Origin of the sequence: Planktothrix agardhii, from assembly GCF_904830935.1 — a bacterium.
Classification (GTDB): Bacteria; Cyanobacteriota; Cyanobacteriia; order Cyanobacteriales; family Microcoleaceae; genus Planktothrix; species Planktothrix agardhii.
On sequence record NZ_LR882952.1, the window covers coordinates 3,368,530 to 3,386,517 of the forward strand.

The following is a 17,988-nucleotide window of genomic DNA, read 5'->3' on the forward strand; positions in this document are numbered from 1 at the left end:
CGGTGTTCCGGTGTTCCGGTGTTCCCTAACTAAAAGTGATTATGTCACCACAAATTTTTGGCGCTCGCTGAAGGCTCTACTTGCCACCCCTAAATCAACTTCTTCTAAAGTAATGTTAACCATAGCTCGCACGGGTGTTCCATTGGGTAAAAACATGGTTAATTTATAGTCTAATTGTTTAATCATACAACACATATAATTCTTTTCACCCCAAATAAAATAAAAAACAGGAGGTCGTCTTGTTTCCAATGTCTGACTACCGACCTTTTCTGAACCAAATTCTCTATAACCCAAGACATTTTTTCCCCCGACCGATCCTACAAAGGATTGCATTGCTGTTTCCGATGAACTTAATTTAACCAGCCTTTCTTGGTATCCCCCACGAGTTGTGGGCTTCGCAAAAGGATCTTTAAATTTAGAAAAATCCACTGCATCCAATAGGGGTTTAATACTATCAAAAACACTCGCACCCGTTTCATAGGTATCAAATAAAATCCCAGATAAGGTAAGTTTATAAGCTTCAATAGAGCCAAAGTTAACTTTCGGTAAGCCCCTTTGTGTTCTCGATCCATCCATTGTTTTAATGGTAACAGATCGGCTTAAACTCAAATCAGTTGGATTGAACATAAAGTAAATCGGAGAAGCTGCTTCACCCGTTCTCGGTATTAGAGCAGCTTTGACTAACCGTTGATCCCTTTGTTGCGCTTTGTAACTTTGCTGAGCTAGAGTTTTGTTACTATCTTCTTCTAATATAAACTGCCGATCTCTTGCCAGATCCTCTGCTGCGGCAGCTTCTAAAATTTTTATATCGGCCGCTTCGAGCATAGCATTTTTCAACGCTGTTTGCAATGTTGAAAGAACTGCTGCTGCTGGTGATCCTGATGAACTTGATTCAGCCATGTTTTTCTCCTATTCTATGTCCTATTTGTTGATAGCATCAAAAAATTTATTAAGAACTTTTTGAGCCAAAATCATACTTAAAATAATCGACGATCATAAGATGAACCCTGTCGCTCCCTTTCTATTTCAAAACGTTGTCGGACAAGACCATAAATTTCTCTAGCTAAAACTTCAACTTGATCTGTTTTAGTTTCTGCCTGTTTTGTTTCCTCCTTTTGTGCTACACTTGCTGATGAAGACTGATGATATTCTAGTCCTAAATTTGAGCGAGTAAGAGTTTCAACAGGTTCAGCTTTACGACTAGCAGTTTTTTGCTCCTGTTGTATTCTAGTTTGGATTGTTTTTTCCATTAGTACCTTCACAGAAGTTGGCTGCTGTTGTAAATCTAAATTGTGAATTCCCGCAACACCACTAGAAATTCCAGGGGGTAACAGCATCCCAGCAGGGAAGTCCAATGTCTGATGCTGGTGTTTACGGTGCTTCGCTTGTCGCCCTTCTTTTTTGAAGAAAGCTTGCACAACAGTTGGCTTACTTGGCGTTGAGTTGCTTTCACCGAGCAATTCTTCAATACTTGACCAAGAATCAGGAACATCTGAGGTTGAAAAATCGCTTTCTTGCTGTTGAATCATTATACCTTGTTTTGATGATTCATTGTTAAAATTCGGCTCAGATTTTGGCTCTATATTAATCGTTGAAGGAGAAGCAAACTGATCCAGATTATCTAAAACATTTTCATGTTCATCTTTTGATAGCATAGGATTAGTTTGAAGAAAGGAAGTTTCTGAGATCAATTTAGATGGTTGAATTAAAGATTTGGAAATACCTAAAGGTTTGCTATGGGTAATATTTTCTAATACTTGAGGAAGTTGAGGAATAGCACCAGGTTGTCTTAACAATTGTGCAACAGTTTGACTTTCCGTTTGTTTTTGGATATCAGAAACCGGGATTTCTGGTGTAACAATACCCGTGGGATTAATTGTTGATACTGATTCAGTTTGGGGAAGGTTATCAACGGTGGAATCCGATTGTTTTTGGATATCAGAAACCGGGATTTCTGGTGTAACAATACCCGTGGGATTAATTGTTGATGCGGAATCCGGTTGTTTTTGAAGAGTTGAAACGGGAATTTCTGGGTTAATAATATCTGTAGGATTAATTGTTGATGCAGAATCCGATTGTTTTTGGAGAGTTGAAACTGGAATTTCTGGTGTAACAATACCCGTGGGATTAATTGTTGATACTGATTCCGTTTGGGGAATGTTATCAATTGCAGAATCCGGTTGTTTCTGGAGAGTTGAAACGGGAATTTCTGGGTTAAGAATATCCGTGGGATTAATTGTTGATACTGATTCCGTTTGGGGAATGTTATCAATTGCAGAATCCGGTTGTTTCTGGAGAGTTGAAACAGGAATTTCTGGGTTAGGAATATCTGTAGGATTAATTGTTGATACTGATTCCGGTTGTTTCTGGAGAGTTGAAACAGGAATTTCTGGGTTAGGAATATCTGTAGGATTAATTTTTGATACTGATTCAGTTTGAGGAATGTTATCAATTGTGGAATCCGGTTGTTTTTGGAGAGTTGAAACTGGAATTTCTGGTGTAACAATATCTGTAGGATTAATTGTTGATACTGATTCCGGTTGTTTTTGGAGAGTTGAAACGGGAATTTCTGGTGTAACAATATCTGTAGGATTAATTACTGATACTGATTCCGGTTGTTTCTGGAGAGTTGAAACAGGAATTTCTGGGTTAGGAATATCTGTAGGATTAATTGTTGATACTGATTCCGGTTGTTTCTGGAGAGTTGAAACAGGAATTTCTGGGTTAGGAATATCTGTAGGATTAATTGTTGATACTGATTCCGATTGTTTTTGGAGAGTTGAAACGGGAATTTCTGGTGTAACAATATCTGTAGGATTAATCGTTGATACTGATTCCGATTGTTTTTGGAGAGTTGAAACAGGAATTTCTGGGTTAGGAATATCTGTAGGATTAATTTTTGATACGGATTCCGATTGTTTTTGGAGAGTTGAAACGGGAATTTCTGGGTTAATAATATCTGTAGGATTAATTACTGATACTGATTCCGGTTGTTTCTGGAGAGTTGAAACAGGAATTTCTGGGTTAATAATATCCGTGGGATTAATTGTTGATGCGGAATCCGATTGTTTTTGAAGAGTTGAAACGGGAATTTCTGGTGTAACAATATCTGTAGGATTAATTGTTGATACGGATTCCGATTGTTTTTGAAGAGTTGAAACTGGAATTTCTGGGTTAATAATATCCGTGGGATTAATTACTGATACTGATTCCGGTTGTTTTTGGAGAGTTGAAACGGGAATTTCTGGGTTAGGAATATCCGTGGGATTAATTTTTGATACGGATTCCGGTTGTTTTTGGAGAGTTGAAACGGGAATTTCTGGGTTAATAATATCCGTGGGATTAATTGTTGATGCGGAATCCGATTGTTTTTGAAGAGTTGAAACGGGAATTTCTGGGTTAATAATATTCGTGGGATTAATTACTGATAAGGATTCCGGTTGTTTTTGAAGAGTTGAAACGGGAATTTCTGGTGTAACAATATCTGTAGGATTAATTACTGATACTGATTCCGGTTGTTTTTGAAGAGTTGAAACGGGAATTTCTGGGTTAATAATATCTGTAGGATTAATTACTGATACTGATTCCGGTTGTTTCTGGAGAGTTGAAACGGGAATTTCTGGTGTAACAATACCTGTGGGATTAATTACTGATACTGATTCCGATTGTTTTTGAAGAGTTGAAACGGGAATTTCTGGGTTAATAATATCTGTAGGATTAATTACTGATACTGATTCCGGTTGTTTCTGGAGAGTTGAAACGGGAATTTCTGGTGTAACAATATCTGTAGGATTAATTGTTGATACGGATTCCGATTGTTTTTGAAGAGTTGAAACTGGAATTTCTGGTGTAACAATACCCGTGGGATTAATTACTGATACTGATTCCGTTTGGGGAATGTTATCAATTGTGGAATCCGGTTGTTTTTGGAGAGTTGAAACGGGAATTTCTGGGTTAATAATATCTGTAGGATTAATTACTGATACTGATTCCGGTTGTTTCTGGAGAGTTGAAACAGGAATTTCTGGGTTAATAATATCCGTGGGATTAATTGTTGATGCGGAATCCGATTGTTTTTGAAGAGTTGAAACTGGAATTTCTGGTGTAACAATACCCGTAGGATTAATTACTGATACTGATTCCGTTTGGGGAATGTTATCAATTGTGGAATCCGGTTGTTTTTGAAGAGTTGAAACGGGAATTTCTGGGTTAATAATATCTGTAGGATTAATTACTGATACTGATTCCGGTTGTTTCTGGAGAGTTGAAACGGGAATTTCTGGTGTAACAATATCTGTAGGATTAATTGTTGATACGGATTCCGATTGTTTTTGAAGAGTTGAAACAGGAATTTCTGGGTTAATAATATCCGTGGGATTAATTGTTGATGCGGAATCCGATTGTTTTTGAAGAGTTGAAACTGGAATTTCTGGTGTAACAATACCCGTAGGATTAATTACTGATACTGATTCCGTTTGGGGAATGTTATCAATTGTGGAATCCGGTTGTTTTTGAAGAGTTGAAACGGGAATTTCTGGGTTAATAATATCTGTAGGATTAATTACTGATACTGATTCCGGTTGTTTCTGGAGAGTTGAAACAGGAATTTCTGGGTTAATAATATCCGTGGGATTAATTGTTGATGCGGAATCCGATTGTTTTTGAAGAGTTGAAACGGGAATTTCTGGTGTAACAATATCTGTAGGATTAATTGTTGATACGGATTCCGATTGTTTTTGAAGAGTTGAAACTGGAATTTCTGGGTTAATAATATCCGTGGGATTAATTACTGATACTGATTCCGGTTGTTTTTGGAGAGTTGAAACGGGAATTTCTGGGTTAGGAATATCCGTGGGATTAATTTTTGATACGGATTCCGGTTGTTTTTGGAGAGTTGAAACGGGAATTTCTGGTGTAACAATACCCGTGGGATTAATTACTGATACTGATTCCGATTGTTTTTGGAGAGTTGAAACAGGAATTTCTGGGTTAATAATATTCGTGGGATTAATTACTGATAAGGATTCCGGTTGTTTTTGAAGAGTTGAAACGGGAATTTCTGGTGTAACAATATCTGTAGGATTAATTACTGATACTGATTCCGGTTGTTTTTGAAGAGTTGAAACGGGAATTTCTGGGTTAATAATATCTGTAGGATTAATTACTGATACTGATTCCGGTTGTTTCTGGAGAGTTGAAACGGGAATTTCTGGGTTAATAATATCTGTAGGATTAATTACTGATACTGATTCCGGTTGTTTCTGGAGAGTTGAAACAGGAATTTCTGGTGTAACAATATCTGTAGGATTAATTACTGATACTGATTCCGGTTGTTTCTGGAGAGTTGAAACAGGAATTTCTGGGTTAGGAATATCTGTAGGATTAATTGTTGATACGGATTCCGATTGTTTTTGAAGAGTTGAAACAGGAATTTCTGGGTTAATAATATCCGTGGGATTAATTACTGATACTGATTCCGGTTGTTTTTGGAGAGTTGAAACGGGAATTTCTGGGTTAAGAATATCCGTGGGATTAATTGTTGATGCGGAATCCGATTGTTTTTGAAGAGTTGAAACAGGAATTTCTGGGTTAATAATATCCGTGGGATTAATTACTGATACTGATTCCGGTTGTTTTTGGAGAGTTGAAACGGGAATTTCTGGGTTAAGAATATCCGTGGGATTAATTACTGATACTGATTCCGGTTGTTTTTGGAGAGTTGAAACGGGAATTTCTGGGTTAAGAATATCCGTGGGATTAATTACTGATACTGATTCCGGTTGTTTTTTGAGAGTTGAAACGGGAATTTCTGGGTTAATAATACCCGTGGGATTAATTGTTGATACTGATTCCGTTTGGGGAATGTTATCAATTGCAGAATCCGGTTGTTTCTGGAGAGTTGAAACAGGAATTTCTGGGTTAATAATATTCGTGGGATTAATTACTGATACGGATTCCGATTGTTTTTGGAGAGTTGAAACAGGAATTTCTGGGTTAATAATATTCGTGGGATTAATTACTGATACTGATTCCGGTTGTTTTTTGAGAGTTGAAACGGGAATTTCTGGTGTAACAATACCCGTGGGATTAATTACTGATACTGATTCCGTTTGAGGAATGTTATCAATTGTGGAATCCGGTTGTTTTTGGAGAGTTGAAACGGGAATTTCTGGTGTAACAATACCCGTGGGATTAATTACTGATACTGATTCCGGTTGTTTTTGGAGAGTTGAAACGGGAATTTCTGGGTTAATAATATCCGTGGGATTAATTACTGATACTGATTCCGGTTGTTTCTGGAGAGTTGAAACGGGAATTTCTGGTGTAACAATATCCGTGGGATTAATTGTTGATACTGATTCCGATTGTTTTTGGAGAGTTGAAACGGGAATTTCTGGGTTAAGAATATCCGTGGGATTAATTACTGATACTGATTCCGGTTGTTTTTGGAGAGTTGAAACAGGAATTTCTGGTGTAACAATACCCGTGGGATTAATTGTTGATGCGGAATCCGATTGTTTTTGAAGAGTTGAAACGGGAATTTCTGGGTTAATAATATCTGTAGGATTAATTGTTGATGCAGAATCCGGTTGTTTCTGGAGAGTTGAAACAGGAATTTCTGGGTTAAGAATATCTGTAGGATTAATTGTTGATACTGATTCCGGTTGTTTCTGGAGAGTTGAAACAGGAATTTCTGGGTTAGGAATATCTGTAGGATTAATTTTTGATACTGATTCCGATTGTTTTTGGAGAGTTGAAACAGGAATTTCTGGGTTAACAATATCTGTAGGATTAATTGTTGATACTGATTCAGTTTGAGGAATGTTATCAATTGTGGAATCCGGTTGTTTTTGAAGAGTTGAAACAGGAATTTCTGGGTTAATAATATCTGTAGGATTAATTACTGATACTGATTCCGATTGTTTTTGGAGAGTTGAAACAGGAATTTCTGGTGTAACAATATCTGTAGGATTAATTACTGATACTGATTCCGGTTGTTTCTGGAGAGTTGAAACAGGAATTTCTGGGTTAGGAATATCTGTAGGATTAATTTTTGATACTGATTCCGATTGTTTTTGGAGAGTTGAAACAGGAATTTCTGGGTTAGGAATATCTGTAGGATTAATTGTTGATACTGATTCCGGTTGTTTCTGGAGAGTTGAAACAGGAATTTCTGGGTTAGGAATATCTGTAGGATTAATTGTTGATACTGATTCCGGTTGTTTCTGGAGAGTTGAAACAGGAATTTCTGGGTTAGGAATATCTGTAGGATTAATTGTTGATGCGGAATCCGATTGTTTTTGGAGAGTTGAAACGGGAATTTCTGGTGTAACAATATCTGTAGGATTAATTACTGATACTGATTCCGGTTGTTTTTGAAGAGTTGAAACGGGAATTTCTGGGTTAGGAATATCTGTAGGATTAATTGTTGATGCGGAATCCGATTGTTTTTGGAGAGTTGAAACGGGAATTTCTGGTGTAACAATATCTGTAGGATTAATTACTGATACTGATTCCGGTTGTTTTTGAAGAGTTGAAACGGGAATTTCTGGGTTAGGAATATCTGTAGGATTAATTGTTGATACTGATTCCGGTTGTTTCTGGAGAGTTGAAACAGGAATTTCTGGGTTAGGAATATCTGTAGGATTAATTGTTGATGCGGAATCCGATTGTTTTTGGAGAGTTGAAACGGGAATTTCTGGTGTAACAATATCTGTAGGATTAATTACTGATACTGATTCCGGTTGTTTTTGAAGAGTTGAAACGGGAATTTCTGGTGTAACAATACCCGTGGGATTAATTACTGATACGGATTCAGTTTGGGGAATCTTATCAATTGTGGAATCCGGTTGTTTTTGGAGAGTTGAAACGGGAATTTCTGGTGTAACAATACCAGTGGGATTAATTGTTGATGCGGAATCCGGTTGTTTTTGGAGAGTTGAAACAGGAATTTCTGGGTTAATAATATCCGTGGGATTAATTGTTGATACGGATTCCGATTGTTTTTGAAGAGTTGAAACTGGAATTTCTGGTGTAACAATACCCGTAGGATTAATTACTGATACTGATTCCGTTTGGGGAATGTTATCAATTGTGGAATCCGGTTGTTTTTGGAGAGTTGAAACGGGAATTTCTGGTGTAACAATACCAGTGGGATTAATTGTTGATGCGGAATCCGGTTGTTTTTGGAGAGTTGAAACAGGAATTTCTGGGTTAATAATATCCGTGGGATTAATTACTGATACTGATTCCGGTTGTTTTTGGAGAGTTGAAACAGGAATTTCTGGGTTAACAATATCTGTAGGATTAATTGTTGATACTGATTCAGTTTGAGAAATGTTATCAATTGTGGAATCCGGTTGTTTTTGGAGAGTTAAAACAGGAATTTCTGGGTTAACAATACCCGTGGGATTAATTACTGATACTGATTCCGATTGTTTTTGGAGAGTTGAAACAGGAATTTCTGGGTTAGGAATATCTGTAGGATTAATTACTGATACTGATTCCGGTTGTTTTTGAAGAGTTGAAACTGGAATTTCTGGTGTAACAATACCCGTGGGATTAATTACTGATACTGATTCCGGTTGTTTTTGAAGAGTTGAAACAGGAATTTCTGGGTTAATAATATTCGTGGGATTAATTACTGATACTGATTCAGTTTGAGGAATGTTATCAATTGTGGAATCCGATTGTTTTTGGAGAGTTGAAACAGGAATTTCTGGGTTAACAATATCTGTAGGATTAATTGTTGATACTGATTCAGTTTGAGGAATGTTATCAATTGTGGAATCCGGTTGTTTCTGGAGAGTTGAAACAGGAATTTCTGGGTTAGGAATATCTGTAGGATTAATTGTTGATACTGATTCCGGTTGTTTCTGGAGAGTTGAAACAGGAATTTCTGGGTTAGGAATATCTGTAGGATTAATTTTTGATACTGATTCCGATTGTTTCTGGAGAGTTGAAACAGGAATTTCTGGGTTAGGAATATCTGTAGGATTAATTTTTGATACTGATTCCGATTGTTTTTGGAGAGTTGAAACAGGAATTTCTGGGTTAGGAATATCTGTAGGATTAATTTTTGATACTGATTCCGATTGTTTTTGGAGAGTTGAAACAGGAATTTCTGGGTTAGGAATATCTGTAGGATTAATTGTTGATACTGATTCCGGTTGTTTTTGGAGAGTTGAAACGGGAATTTCTGGTGTAACAATATCTGTAGGATTAATTGTTGATGCGGAATCCGATTGTTTTTGAAGAGTTGAAACGGGAATTTCTGGTGTAACAATACCCGTGGGATTAATTGTTGATACTGATTCCGGTTGTTTCTGGAGAGTTGAAACAGGAATTTCTGGGTTAGGAATATCTGTAGGATTAATTGTTGATGCGGAATCCGATTGTTTTTGGAGAGTTGAAACAGGAATTTCTGGGTTAATAATATCTGTAGGATTAATTGTTGATGCGGAATCCGATTGTTTTTGAAGAGTTGAAACGGGAATTTCTGGTGTAACAATACCCGTGGGATTAATTACTGATACTGATTCCGTTTGGGGAATGTTATCAATTGTGGAATCCGGTTGTTTTTGGAGAGTTGAAACGGGAATTTCTGGGTTAGGAATATCTGTAGGATTAATTGTTGATGCGGAATCCGATTGTTTTTGAAGAGTTGAAACGGGAATTTCTGGTGTAACAATATCTGTAGGATTAATTGTTGATACGGATTCCGATTGTTTTTGGAGAGTTGAAACAGGAATTTCTGGGTTAGGAATATCTGTAGGATTAATTGTTGATACTGATTCCGATTGTTTTTGGAGAGTTGAAACAGGAATTTCTGGGTTAGGAATATCTGTAGGATTAATTTTTGATACTGATTCCGATTGTTTTTGGAGAGTTGAAACAGGAATTTCTGGGTTAACAATATCTGTAGGATTAATTGTTGATACTGATTCAGTTTGAGGAATGTTATCAATTGTGGAATCCGGTTGTTTTTGAAGAGTTGAAACAGGAATTTCTGGTGTAACAATACCAGTAGGATTAATTGTTGATGCAGAATCCGGTTGTTTTTGGAGAGTTGAAACGGGAATTTCTGGGTTAGGAATATCTGTAGGATTAATTTTTGATACTGATTCCGATTGTTTTTGGAGAGTTGAAACGGGAATTTCTGGGTTAAGAATATCTGTAGGATTAATTGTTGATACTGATTCCGGTTGTTTCTGGAGAGTTGAAACAGGAATTTCTGGGTTAGGAATATCTGTAGGATTAATTGTTGATGCGGAATCCGATTGTTTTTGGAGAGTTGAAACAGGAATTTCTGGGTTAATAATATCTGTAGGATTAATTGTTGATGCGGAATCCGATTGTTTTTGAAGAGTTGAAACGGGAATTTCTGGTGTAACAATACCCGTGGGATTAATTACTGATACTGATTCCGTTTGGGGAATGTTATCAATTGTGGAATCCGGTTGTTTTTGAAGAGTTGAAACGGGAATTTCTGGGTTAGGAATATCTGTAGGATTAATTGTTGATGCGGAATCCGATTGTTTTTGAAGAGTTGAAACGGGAATTTCTGGTGTAACAATACCCGTGGGATTAATTACTGATACTGATTCCGTTTGGGGAATGTTATCAATTGTGGAATCCGGTTGTTTTTGAAGAGTTGAAACGGGAATTTCTGGGTTAGGAATATCTGTAGGATTAATTGTTGATGCGGAATCCGATTGTTTTTGAAGAGTTGAAACGGGAATTTCTGGTGTAACAATATCTGTAGGATTAATTGTTGATGCGGAATCCGATTGTTTTTGAAGAGTTGAAACGGGAATTTCTGGTGTAACAATATCTGTAGGATTAATTGTTGATACGGATTCCGATTGTTTTTGAAGAGTTGAAACAGGAATTTCTGGGTTAATAATATCCGTGGGATTAATTACTGATACTGATTCCGGTTGTTTTTGGAGAGTTGAAACGGGAATTTCTGGTGTAACAATATCTGTAGGATTAATTTTTGATACGGATTCCGATTGTTTTTGGAGAGTTGAAACGGGAATTTCTGGTGTAACAATATCTGTAGGATTAATTGTTGATGCGGAATCGGATTGTTTTTGAAGAGTTGAAACAGGAATTTCTGGGTTAATAATATCCGTGGGATTAATTACTGATACTGATTCCGGTTGTTTTTGGAGAGTTGAAACAGGAATTTCTGGGTTAGGAATATCTGTAGGATTAATTTTTGATACTGATTCCGATTGTTTCTGGAGAGTTGAAACAGGAATTTCTGGGTTAGGAATATCCGTGGGATTAATTTTTGATACGGATTCCGATTGTTTTTGGAGAGTTGAAACGGGAATTTCTGGGTTAAGAATATCCGTGGGATTAATTACTGATACTGATTCCGATTGTTTTTGGAGAGTTGAAACGGGAATTTCTGGTGTAACAATATCTGTAGGATTAATTACTGATACTGATTCCGGTTGTTTCTGGAGAGTTGAAACAGGAATTTCTGGTGTAACAATACCCGTGGGATTAATTGTTGATACTGATTCCGATTGTTTTTGGAGAGTTGAAACGGGAATTTCTGGTGTAACAATACCAGTGGGATTAATTGTTGATGCGGAATCCGGTTGTTTTTGGAGAGTTGAAACAGGAATTTCTGGGTTAATAATATCCGTGGGATTAATTGTTGATGCGGAATCCGATTGTTTTTGAAGAGTTGAAACTGGAATTTCTGGTGTAACAATACCCGTGGGATTAATTGTTAATACTGATTCCGTTTGGGGAATGTTATCAATTGCAGAATCCGGTTGTTTTTGGAGAGTTGAAACAGGAATTTCTGGGTTAATAATATCTGTAGGATTAATTACTGATACTGATTCCGGTTGTTTCTGGAGAGTTGAAACAGGAATTTCTGGGTTAGGAATATCTGTAGGATTAATTTTTGATACTGATTCCGATTGTTTCTGGAGAGTTGAAACAGGAATTTCTGGGTTAGGAATATCCGTGGGATTAATTTTTGATACGGATTCCGATTGTTTTTGGAGAGTTGAAACGGGAATTTCTGGGTTAAGAATATCCGTGGGATTAATTACTGATACTGATTCCGATTGTTTTTGGAGAGTTGAAACGGGAATTTCTGGTGTAACAATATCTGTAGGATTAATTACTGATACTGATTCCGGTTGTTTCTGGAGAGTTGAAACAGGAATTTCTGGTGTAACAATACCCGTGGGATTAATTGTTGATACTGATTCCGATTGTTTTTGGAGAGTTGAAACGGGAATTTCTGGTGTAACAATACCAGTGGGATTAATTGTTGATGCGGAATCCGGTTGTTTTTGGAGAGTTGAAACAGGAATTTCTGGGTTAATAATATCCGTGGGATTAATTGTTGATGCGGAATCCGATTGTTTTTGAAGAGTTGAAACTGGAATTTCTGGTGTAACAATACCCGTGGGATTAATTGTTAATACTGATTCCGTTTGGGGAATGTTATCAATTGCAGAATCCGGTTGTTTTTGGAGAGTTGAAACAGGAATTTCTGGGTTAATAATATCTGTAGGATTAATTACTGATACTGATTCCGGTTGTTTCTGGAGAGTTGAAACAGGAATTTCTGGGTTAGGAATATCTGTAGGATTAATTTTTGATACTGATTCCGATTGTTTCTGGAGAGTTGAAACAGGAATTTCTGGGTTAGGAATATCCGTGGGATTAATTTTTGATACGGATTCCGATTGTTTTTGGAGAGTTGAAACGGGAATTTCTGGGTTAAGAATATCCGTGGGATTAATTACTGATACTGATTCCGATTGTTTTTGGAGAGTTGAAACGGGAATTTCTGGTGTAACAATATCTGTAGGATTAATTACTGATACTGATTCCGGTTGTTTCTGGAGAGTTGAAACAGGAATTTCTGGTGTAACAATACCCGTGGGATTAATTGTTGATACTGATTCCGATTGTTTTTGGAGAGTTGAAACGGGAATTTCTGGTGTAACAATATCTGTAGGATTAATTACTGATACTGATTCCGGTTGTTTCTGGAGAGTTGAAACAGGAATTTCTGGTGTAACAATACCCGTGGGATTAATTGTTGATACTGATTCCGATTGTTTTTGGAGAGTTGAAACGGGAATTTCTGGGTTAATAATATCTGTAGGATTAATTGTTGATACTGATTCCGGTTGTTTCTGGAGAGTTGAAACAGGAATTTCTGGGTTAGGAATATCTGTAGGATTAATTGTTGATACTGATTCAGTTTGAGGAATGTTATCAATTGTGGAATCCGGTTGTTTTTGGAGAGTTGAAACGGGAATTTCTGGTGTAACAATACCAGTGGGATTAATTGTTGATGCGGAATCCGGTTGTTTTTGGAGAGTTGAAACAGGAATTTCTGGGTTAGGAATATCTGTAGGATTAATTGTTGATACGGATTCCGATTGTTTTTGAAGAGTTGAAACAGGAATTTCTGGGTTAATAATATCCGTGGGATTAATTACTGATACTGATTCCGGTTGTTTTTGGAGAGTTGAAACGGGAATTTCTGGTGTAACAATATCTGTAGGATTAATTGTTGATGCGGAATCCGATTGTTTTTGGAGAGTTGAAACGGGAATTTCTGGTGTAACAATATCTGTAGGATTAATTGTTGATGCGGAATCCGATTGTTTTTGAAGAGTTGAAACGGGAATTTCTGGTGTAACAATATCTGTAGGATTAATTGTTGATGCGGAATCCGATTGTTTTTGAAGAGTTGAAACGGGAATTTCTGGTGTAACAATACCCGTGGGATTAATTACTGATACTGATTCCGTTTGGGGAATGTTATCAATTGTGGAATCCGGTTGTTTTTGGAGAGTTGAAACAGGAATTTCTGGTGTAACAATACCCGTGGGATTAATTACTGATACTGATTCCGGTTGTTTTTGGAGAGTTGAAACGGGAATTTCTGGGTTAGGAATATCTGTAGGATTAATTGTTTGTAAATCATTAGTTTCTATAGAATTAATAACCGATTCTTCTGTTGTTGATATATCCTGATTTTCTGCTGATTTTTTTGTTAGTTTATTAACATTTTCTTGGGATATTTTTTCTCTGGGAAATTCTGATTTTTTTTGAAAGAAATGAGATGTAGAACTTTTACTATTTTGAATAACAGAGTTTCTTCGTGTTTTTTGATCTATCTGAAAAGGAAAAATATTTTCTGTTTGTCCTATGGGTGATTCTGAGTCAAAAGATGGGGTTTCTGGTGGTTGTGGTATGGGTGATTCTGAATCGATAAATGAGGTTTCTGGTGGTTGCTGTATCGGTAACTCTGATGATAGTTGAATTGGGACTGAAGATGGTAAAGTTTTGTCAGATTGTGGTTCGATAATTGGTGAATTTTCAGTTAATGAATTTTTGCTAAAGGGTCGAAATTCACTTATTGAAGAATCCTGCCAATTTTCATTATCCTGAAAGTTTTGTAATAGGGTTTGATTGGGAGAAATTAATGACCAATTTATTAGGTTAATTGACCGTGAGCCCAGAGGTGATATTGATTGTAGGGACAAAAAGTTCTGTCCCAAGGTCGTTGGGGTCAAAAGAGGATTTTTAATTCCTAGAGCGTCTTCTTCTGTGGGTGTTTCTGTACTTTTTTGATTAATATTCTGTTGATTATACATCGACTCAGCTATCAATAAAATACCTGTCTAATTATTAGGAAAAAACCCAACACTACCTCGACTTAAACCAACACTAGCACGACCTCCTCCTTGGTTGGTTCTCACTTTTAAACCTTCATAGGCTAAGGTTAATTCTTCAATCGCAACTGAATTACCGTCGGATTGAAATCCAGGGGCTTTCCAACTAATTGGAACTGCACCAATTAATGTCCAACACAGCATGGTTTCTCCAGCTTGATTAAAGAGCAATATATTAACATTTCGACGGCTTTTTGGTATATCACTTAGAACAGAATTAATCCATGTCCAGAATGTTAAATCATCAGTCATTCCACGTTTGAGAGTGACATCGGTAAATTCAGCATGGCCTAAAATAATTCTTTGTTGATCATTAACACCCCCTTCTAAATAGGTTTCTTTTTTAACATTAACTCCTAAACCTGAACAATCAGTAAAGGAGGCTTTAACTTCGCTTTCCATTTCAACATAGAAACGATTAACGGTAATATAATTTCTTTGCATGATTTTGATATTCAACCTCTATAATTAATTCGTAATTCCTAATTCCTACTACGTTCTTTTTGCCAACGTAAATCTTCTAACATCAGTTGATAAATTCGGTCAGCTAATAGCCGCATTTTTAAAGGGTCGTTTCTGATTTCGACCGCAATATTGCAGAGGTGATCAAAATTATTTTCCGAGTTGCTATCAGACTGATTGCTTTGAATTTTAGCTGAGGCGCCGTAACCCGCAGGAGCATTTAATTCGCTGATGGGTTTCCAATTCGGCGGAATGTCTTGATTGAATGCCATAATAAGCGAACCTCTGCTAATTAGATCTAGTATAAAAAATCGGGGTGGAGGTAGGTATTAACCAAAGGTCGAATCTTGATCGCGGATTTCGCGGATTTCATGGATTAAAAATAGGTGTAATACCTGTTTTACTGAGTAATTCCTGACTTTCTTGGGTGTTTAAGATTTCGGCAAATCGATCACCGATGGCCTCTCGACGGTTATCGCGCCTGAAAATAACGGCTAGGGGATAGGCTAGGGGATAATTACCTGTCTGAAAGGCTTGGTAATCTGGGTAATAACTGCCTTTTTGACCGCACAAATCCGTAGTCGGATCAATGGGTTGCTGATTTTCTTGGATCAGGGGTTGAATGAAGTTGTTATTGCGATCGCCGATGGCTAAAGGATACACTGAACACTGGCCAAATACTTGAGAGATCGCCCCAAATCCGATCGCCCCTATTTGTTCGTTTTCAAACTCTTGCAAAACAGTCCGCAACGCCGGAATAGTTGACATTTGTACGATTTTAGGCATATTCCCCTCAGAATTCCCTGATCGAGAGGTGCGATCGCCTCTTTCTACCATTTTCCTAAATTGTGCAATTAATTCGGCTTCTTGAAGGACACGATCCTCAAAAAGACGAATCGCTTCCTGACTCTTAGGAATATACAGTCGCACGGGTAAGTCTGGCCCCCCTAACTGTTGCCAGTTGGTAATGCGTCCGGTGTAGAGTTGTTGCAATTGTTGAATGCTAATTTGGCCGTTAAGATATTTGGGGAGAGACAATTCCCGTTGCTCATAACTAAAGGGAACGTAAACGGTCAAACCGTCATAAGCAAAAGTTCGCGCCTTGAGGTCGTTGCTAAGATTGGTTGTCAGACTGCTAATGGCAAAATCAACATTTCCTAATTGAACTTCGGCGATCGCTTTTTCCCCTGTAGGTTGGGGCAGATATTCTAACTGAAGTTGAGGGCGTCGTTGGGCAAATTCGGCTTCTAAGGTCTGATCTTTTTTGATCAAATTCGGTTGTCGCCACACATAATTCCAAATCCCATTCTCCTCCCCACTATAGGTAAATTCCCCGGTTGGAACTCCCGCCACATCACTAATACAGCAAGTCGGAGTATTATTCTTAGCCATTGCCACGGGTCGCCGCCATAGCCACCAGGCTAACCCACTTACCAACAAACCTACAAGGAAAAATAGCAACAGCCACCACCACCATTTTTTCTGGCGTTTACGGGTCTCCTCGGTCGGAAGAGAATCCCTATAAATCTCGTCTAGGAGGTTTTCTTCGGGTAAGTTTAACAGGGCGCGACGGGCTTCTGTAGCACTACTAAAGGGGATATCGAGTTCTAATAAACGCAATAGAAACAACTTCAGGGCGATATCGGTTTTACCCCAATCTTGACTTAATCTAGGGTCAAAAAAGCGATCATTATAATCTCGTTCACCTCCTGCTAACAGGTAAAAACAGACATAACCTAATGCTTTTAAATCTTGGGCGACGGTGGGAATTAAACGCACGGATGGGGGTGGATCAAATAACCTCTCCCAAAGGGCTAAATCCCCTAAATAAACGCGAAATTGGGGATCGTGAAAATAAAGTTGTTCTTGAGGTGAAATAAACACACTATCAAGGCTCAAATTGCCATGAACAAAACTGGCTTGAATTTGGCCGTTTGGTAAGCGGAATTTTTGGCCATGAAGGTATTCTAAACTTTGCAGTGCTTGATTTGTAAAGTAACGCATTTGACGAGGGTACATCGCTCCTTTTCGAGTTAAATAGATTCGGGCGGTAATGCCATCATTAATAGTAGTAACTAGATAGCATCGTTCCCGATCATTGCGATCGCTAATCGCTTCTATAACTTCTGTAATCCGCCCGGTTTGGATTCTACCATCAGCTAAGGATATACCACTAATATTTTCAAAGGCAATTTGGGTTTGAATTGCTTCTTTTTCGTTAAAATAACGTTTGGGGAGTAAATATTCTTGAATCATAACGGGTTGTTCTTCTAGTAACTGAATCCCGGTATAAATTCGCTTCTGACCTCGACTATTAATAAAGCGTTCAATTCGATAACGTCCCCGTTTTCCTTGGATTTCTCCTAGAGAGGGTAAGGGGGTGGGAAATCCACATTGGGGGCAGGATTTTAGTTCAGGATTATCTGCGATCGCTGCACGAGGTTCTTGACAGTTTAAAGGGTTGTTAAACGGACAGCGATATTTTTCATAAAGCGATAAACCACCCGATAGAAATTCTTCCTCTATTTCAACGGATGGCGGAATTTCTTCGGCGGCGGTTTCTTCTTCGGTTTCCGGTCTAAATAAGTCCCTAACATCTTCTTGAATTAAGGGGAAGAACCAGCGCAGGGAAGGAGGTATTAGATAATAAAGTCCGTAGCGCAATCCGTAGGTTAAATAGCTCAATCTGCCAGTGATTGTCCACATTCCTTGTCTTTTGAATTCTTCGACGCTACGGCGGGGAACTTTTGGTTTAAATTTAGGTAAGGTCACGATTTATTATGGGTAATGGGGA

Annotated in this window: 5 protein-coding genes; all 5 read right to left on the minus strand. The window is 37.7% G+C overall.

Annotation, left to right across the window (positions count from 1 at the left end; all coding sequences use genetic code 11):
* Nucleotides 1–39: 39 nt before the first annotated feature.
* The 5 genes from NMG88_RS15760 to NMG88_RS15780 all read right to left on the minus strand — a co-directional run bounded on the left by NMG88_RS15760 (nucleotide 40) and on the right by NMG88_RS15780 (nucleotide 17,966).
* On the minus strand, nucleotides 40–900 hold the full coding sequence (locus tag NMG88_RS15760; RefSeq protein ID WP_235751471.1) for a CIS tube protein: 861 nt from the start codon (nucleotides 898–900) through the stop codon (nucleotides 40–42).
* Nucleotides 901–977: 77 nt separating this feature from the next.
* Nucleotides 978–14,654: a hypothetical protein gene (locus NMG88_RS15765; protein WP_254035592.1), complete on the minus strand. Its 13,677-nt coding sequence runs from the start codon at nucleotides 14,652–14,654 to the stop codon at nucleotides 978–980.
* A 27-nt stretch (nucleotides 14,655–14,681) separates the two neighbouring features.
* Nucleotides 14,682–15,176 carry a phage tail protein gene (locus tag NMG88_RS15770; protein ID WP_042154132.1) on the minus strand — a complete coding sequence of 165 codons (495 nt, stop codon included), beginning with the start codon at nucleotides 15,174–15,176 and terminating at the stop codon, nucleotides 14,682–14,684.
* Between the two features lie 38 nt (nucleotides 15,177–15,214).
* Entirely contained in the window at nucleotides 15,215–15,466 is a 252-nt protein-coding gene (locus tag NMG88_RS15775) for a hypothetical protein (RefSeq protein ID WP_026785219.1), read from the minus strand.
* A 97-nt stretch (nucleotides 15,467–15,563) separates the two neighbouring features.
* Nucleotides 15,564–17,966, minus strand: a complete 2,403-nt coding sequence (locus tag NMG88_RS15780; RefSeq protein WP_052369512.1) for a substrate-binding domain-containing protein — start codon at nucleotides 17,964–17,966, stop codon at nucleotides 15,564–15,566.
* Nucleotides 17,967–17,988 lie beyond the last annotated feature (22 nt).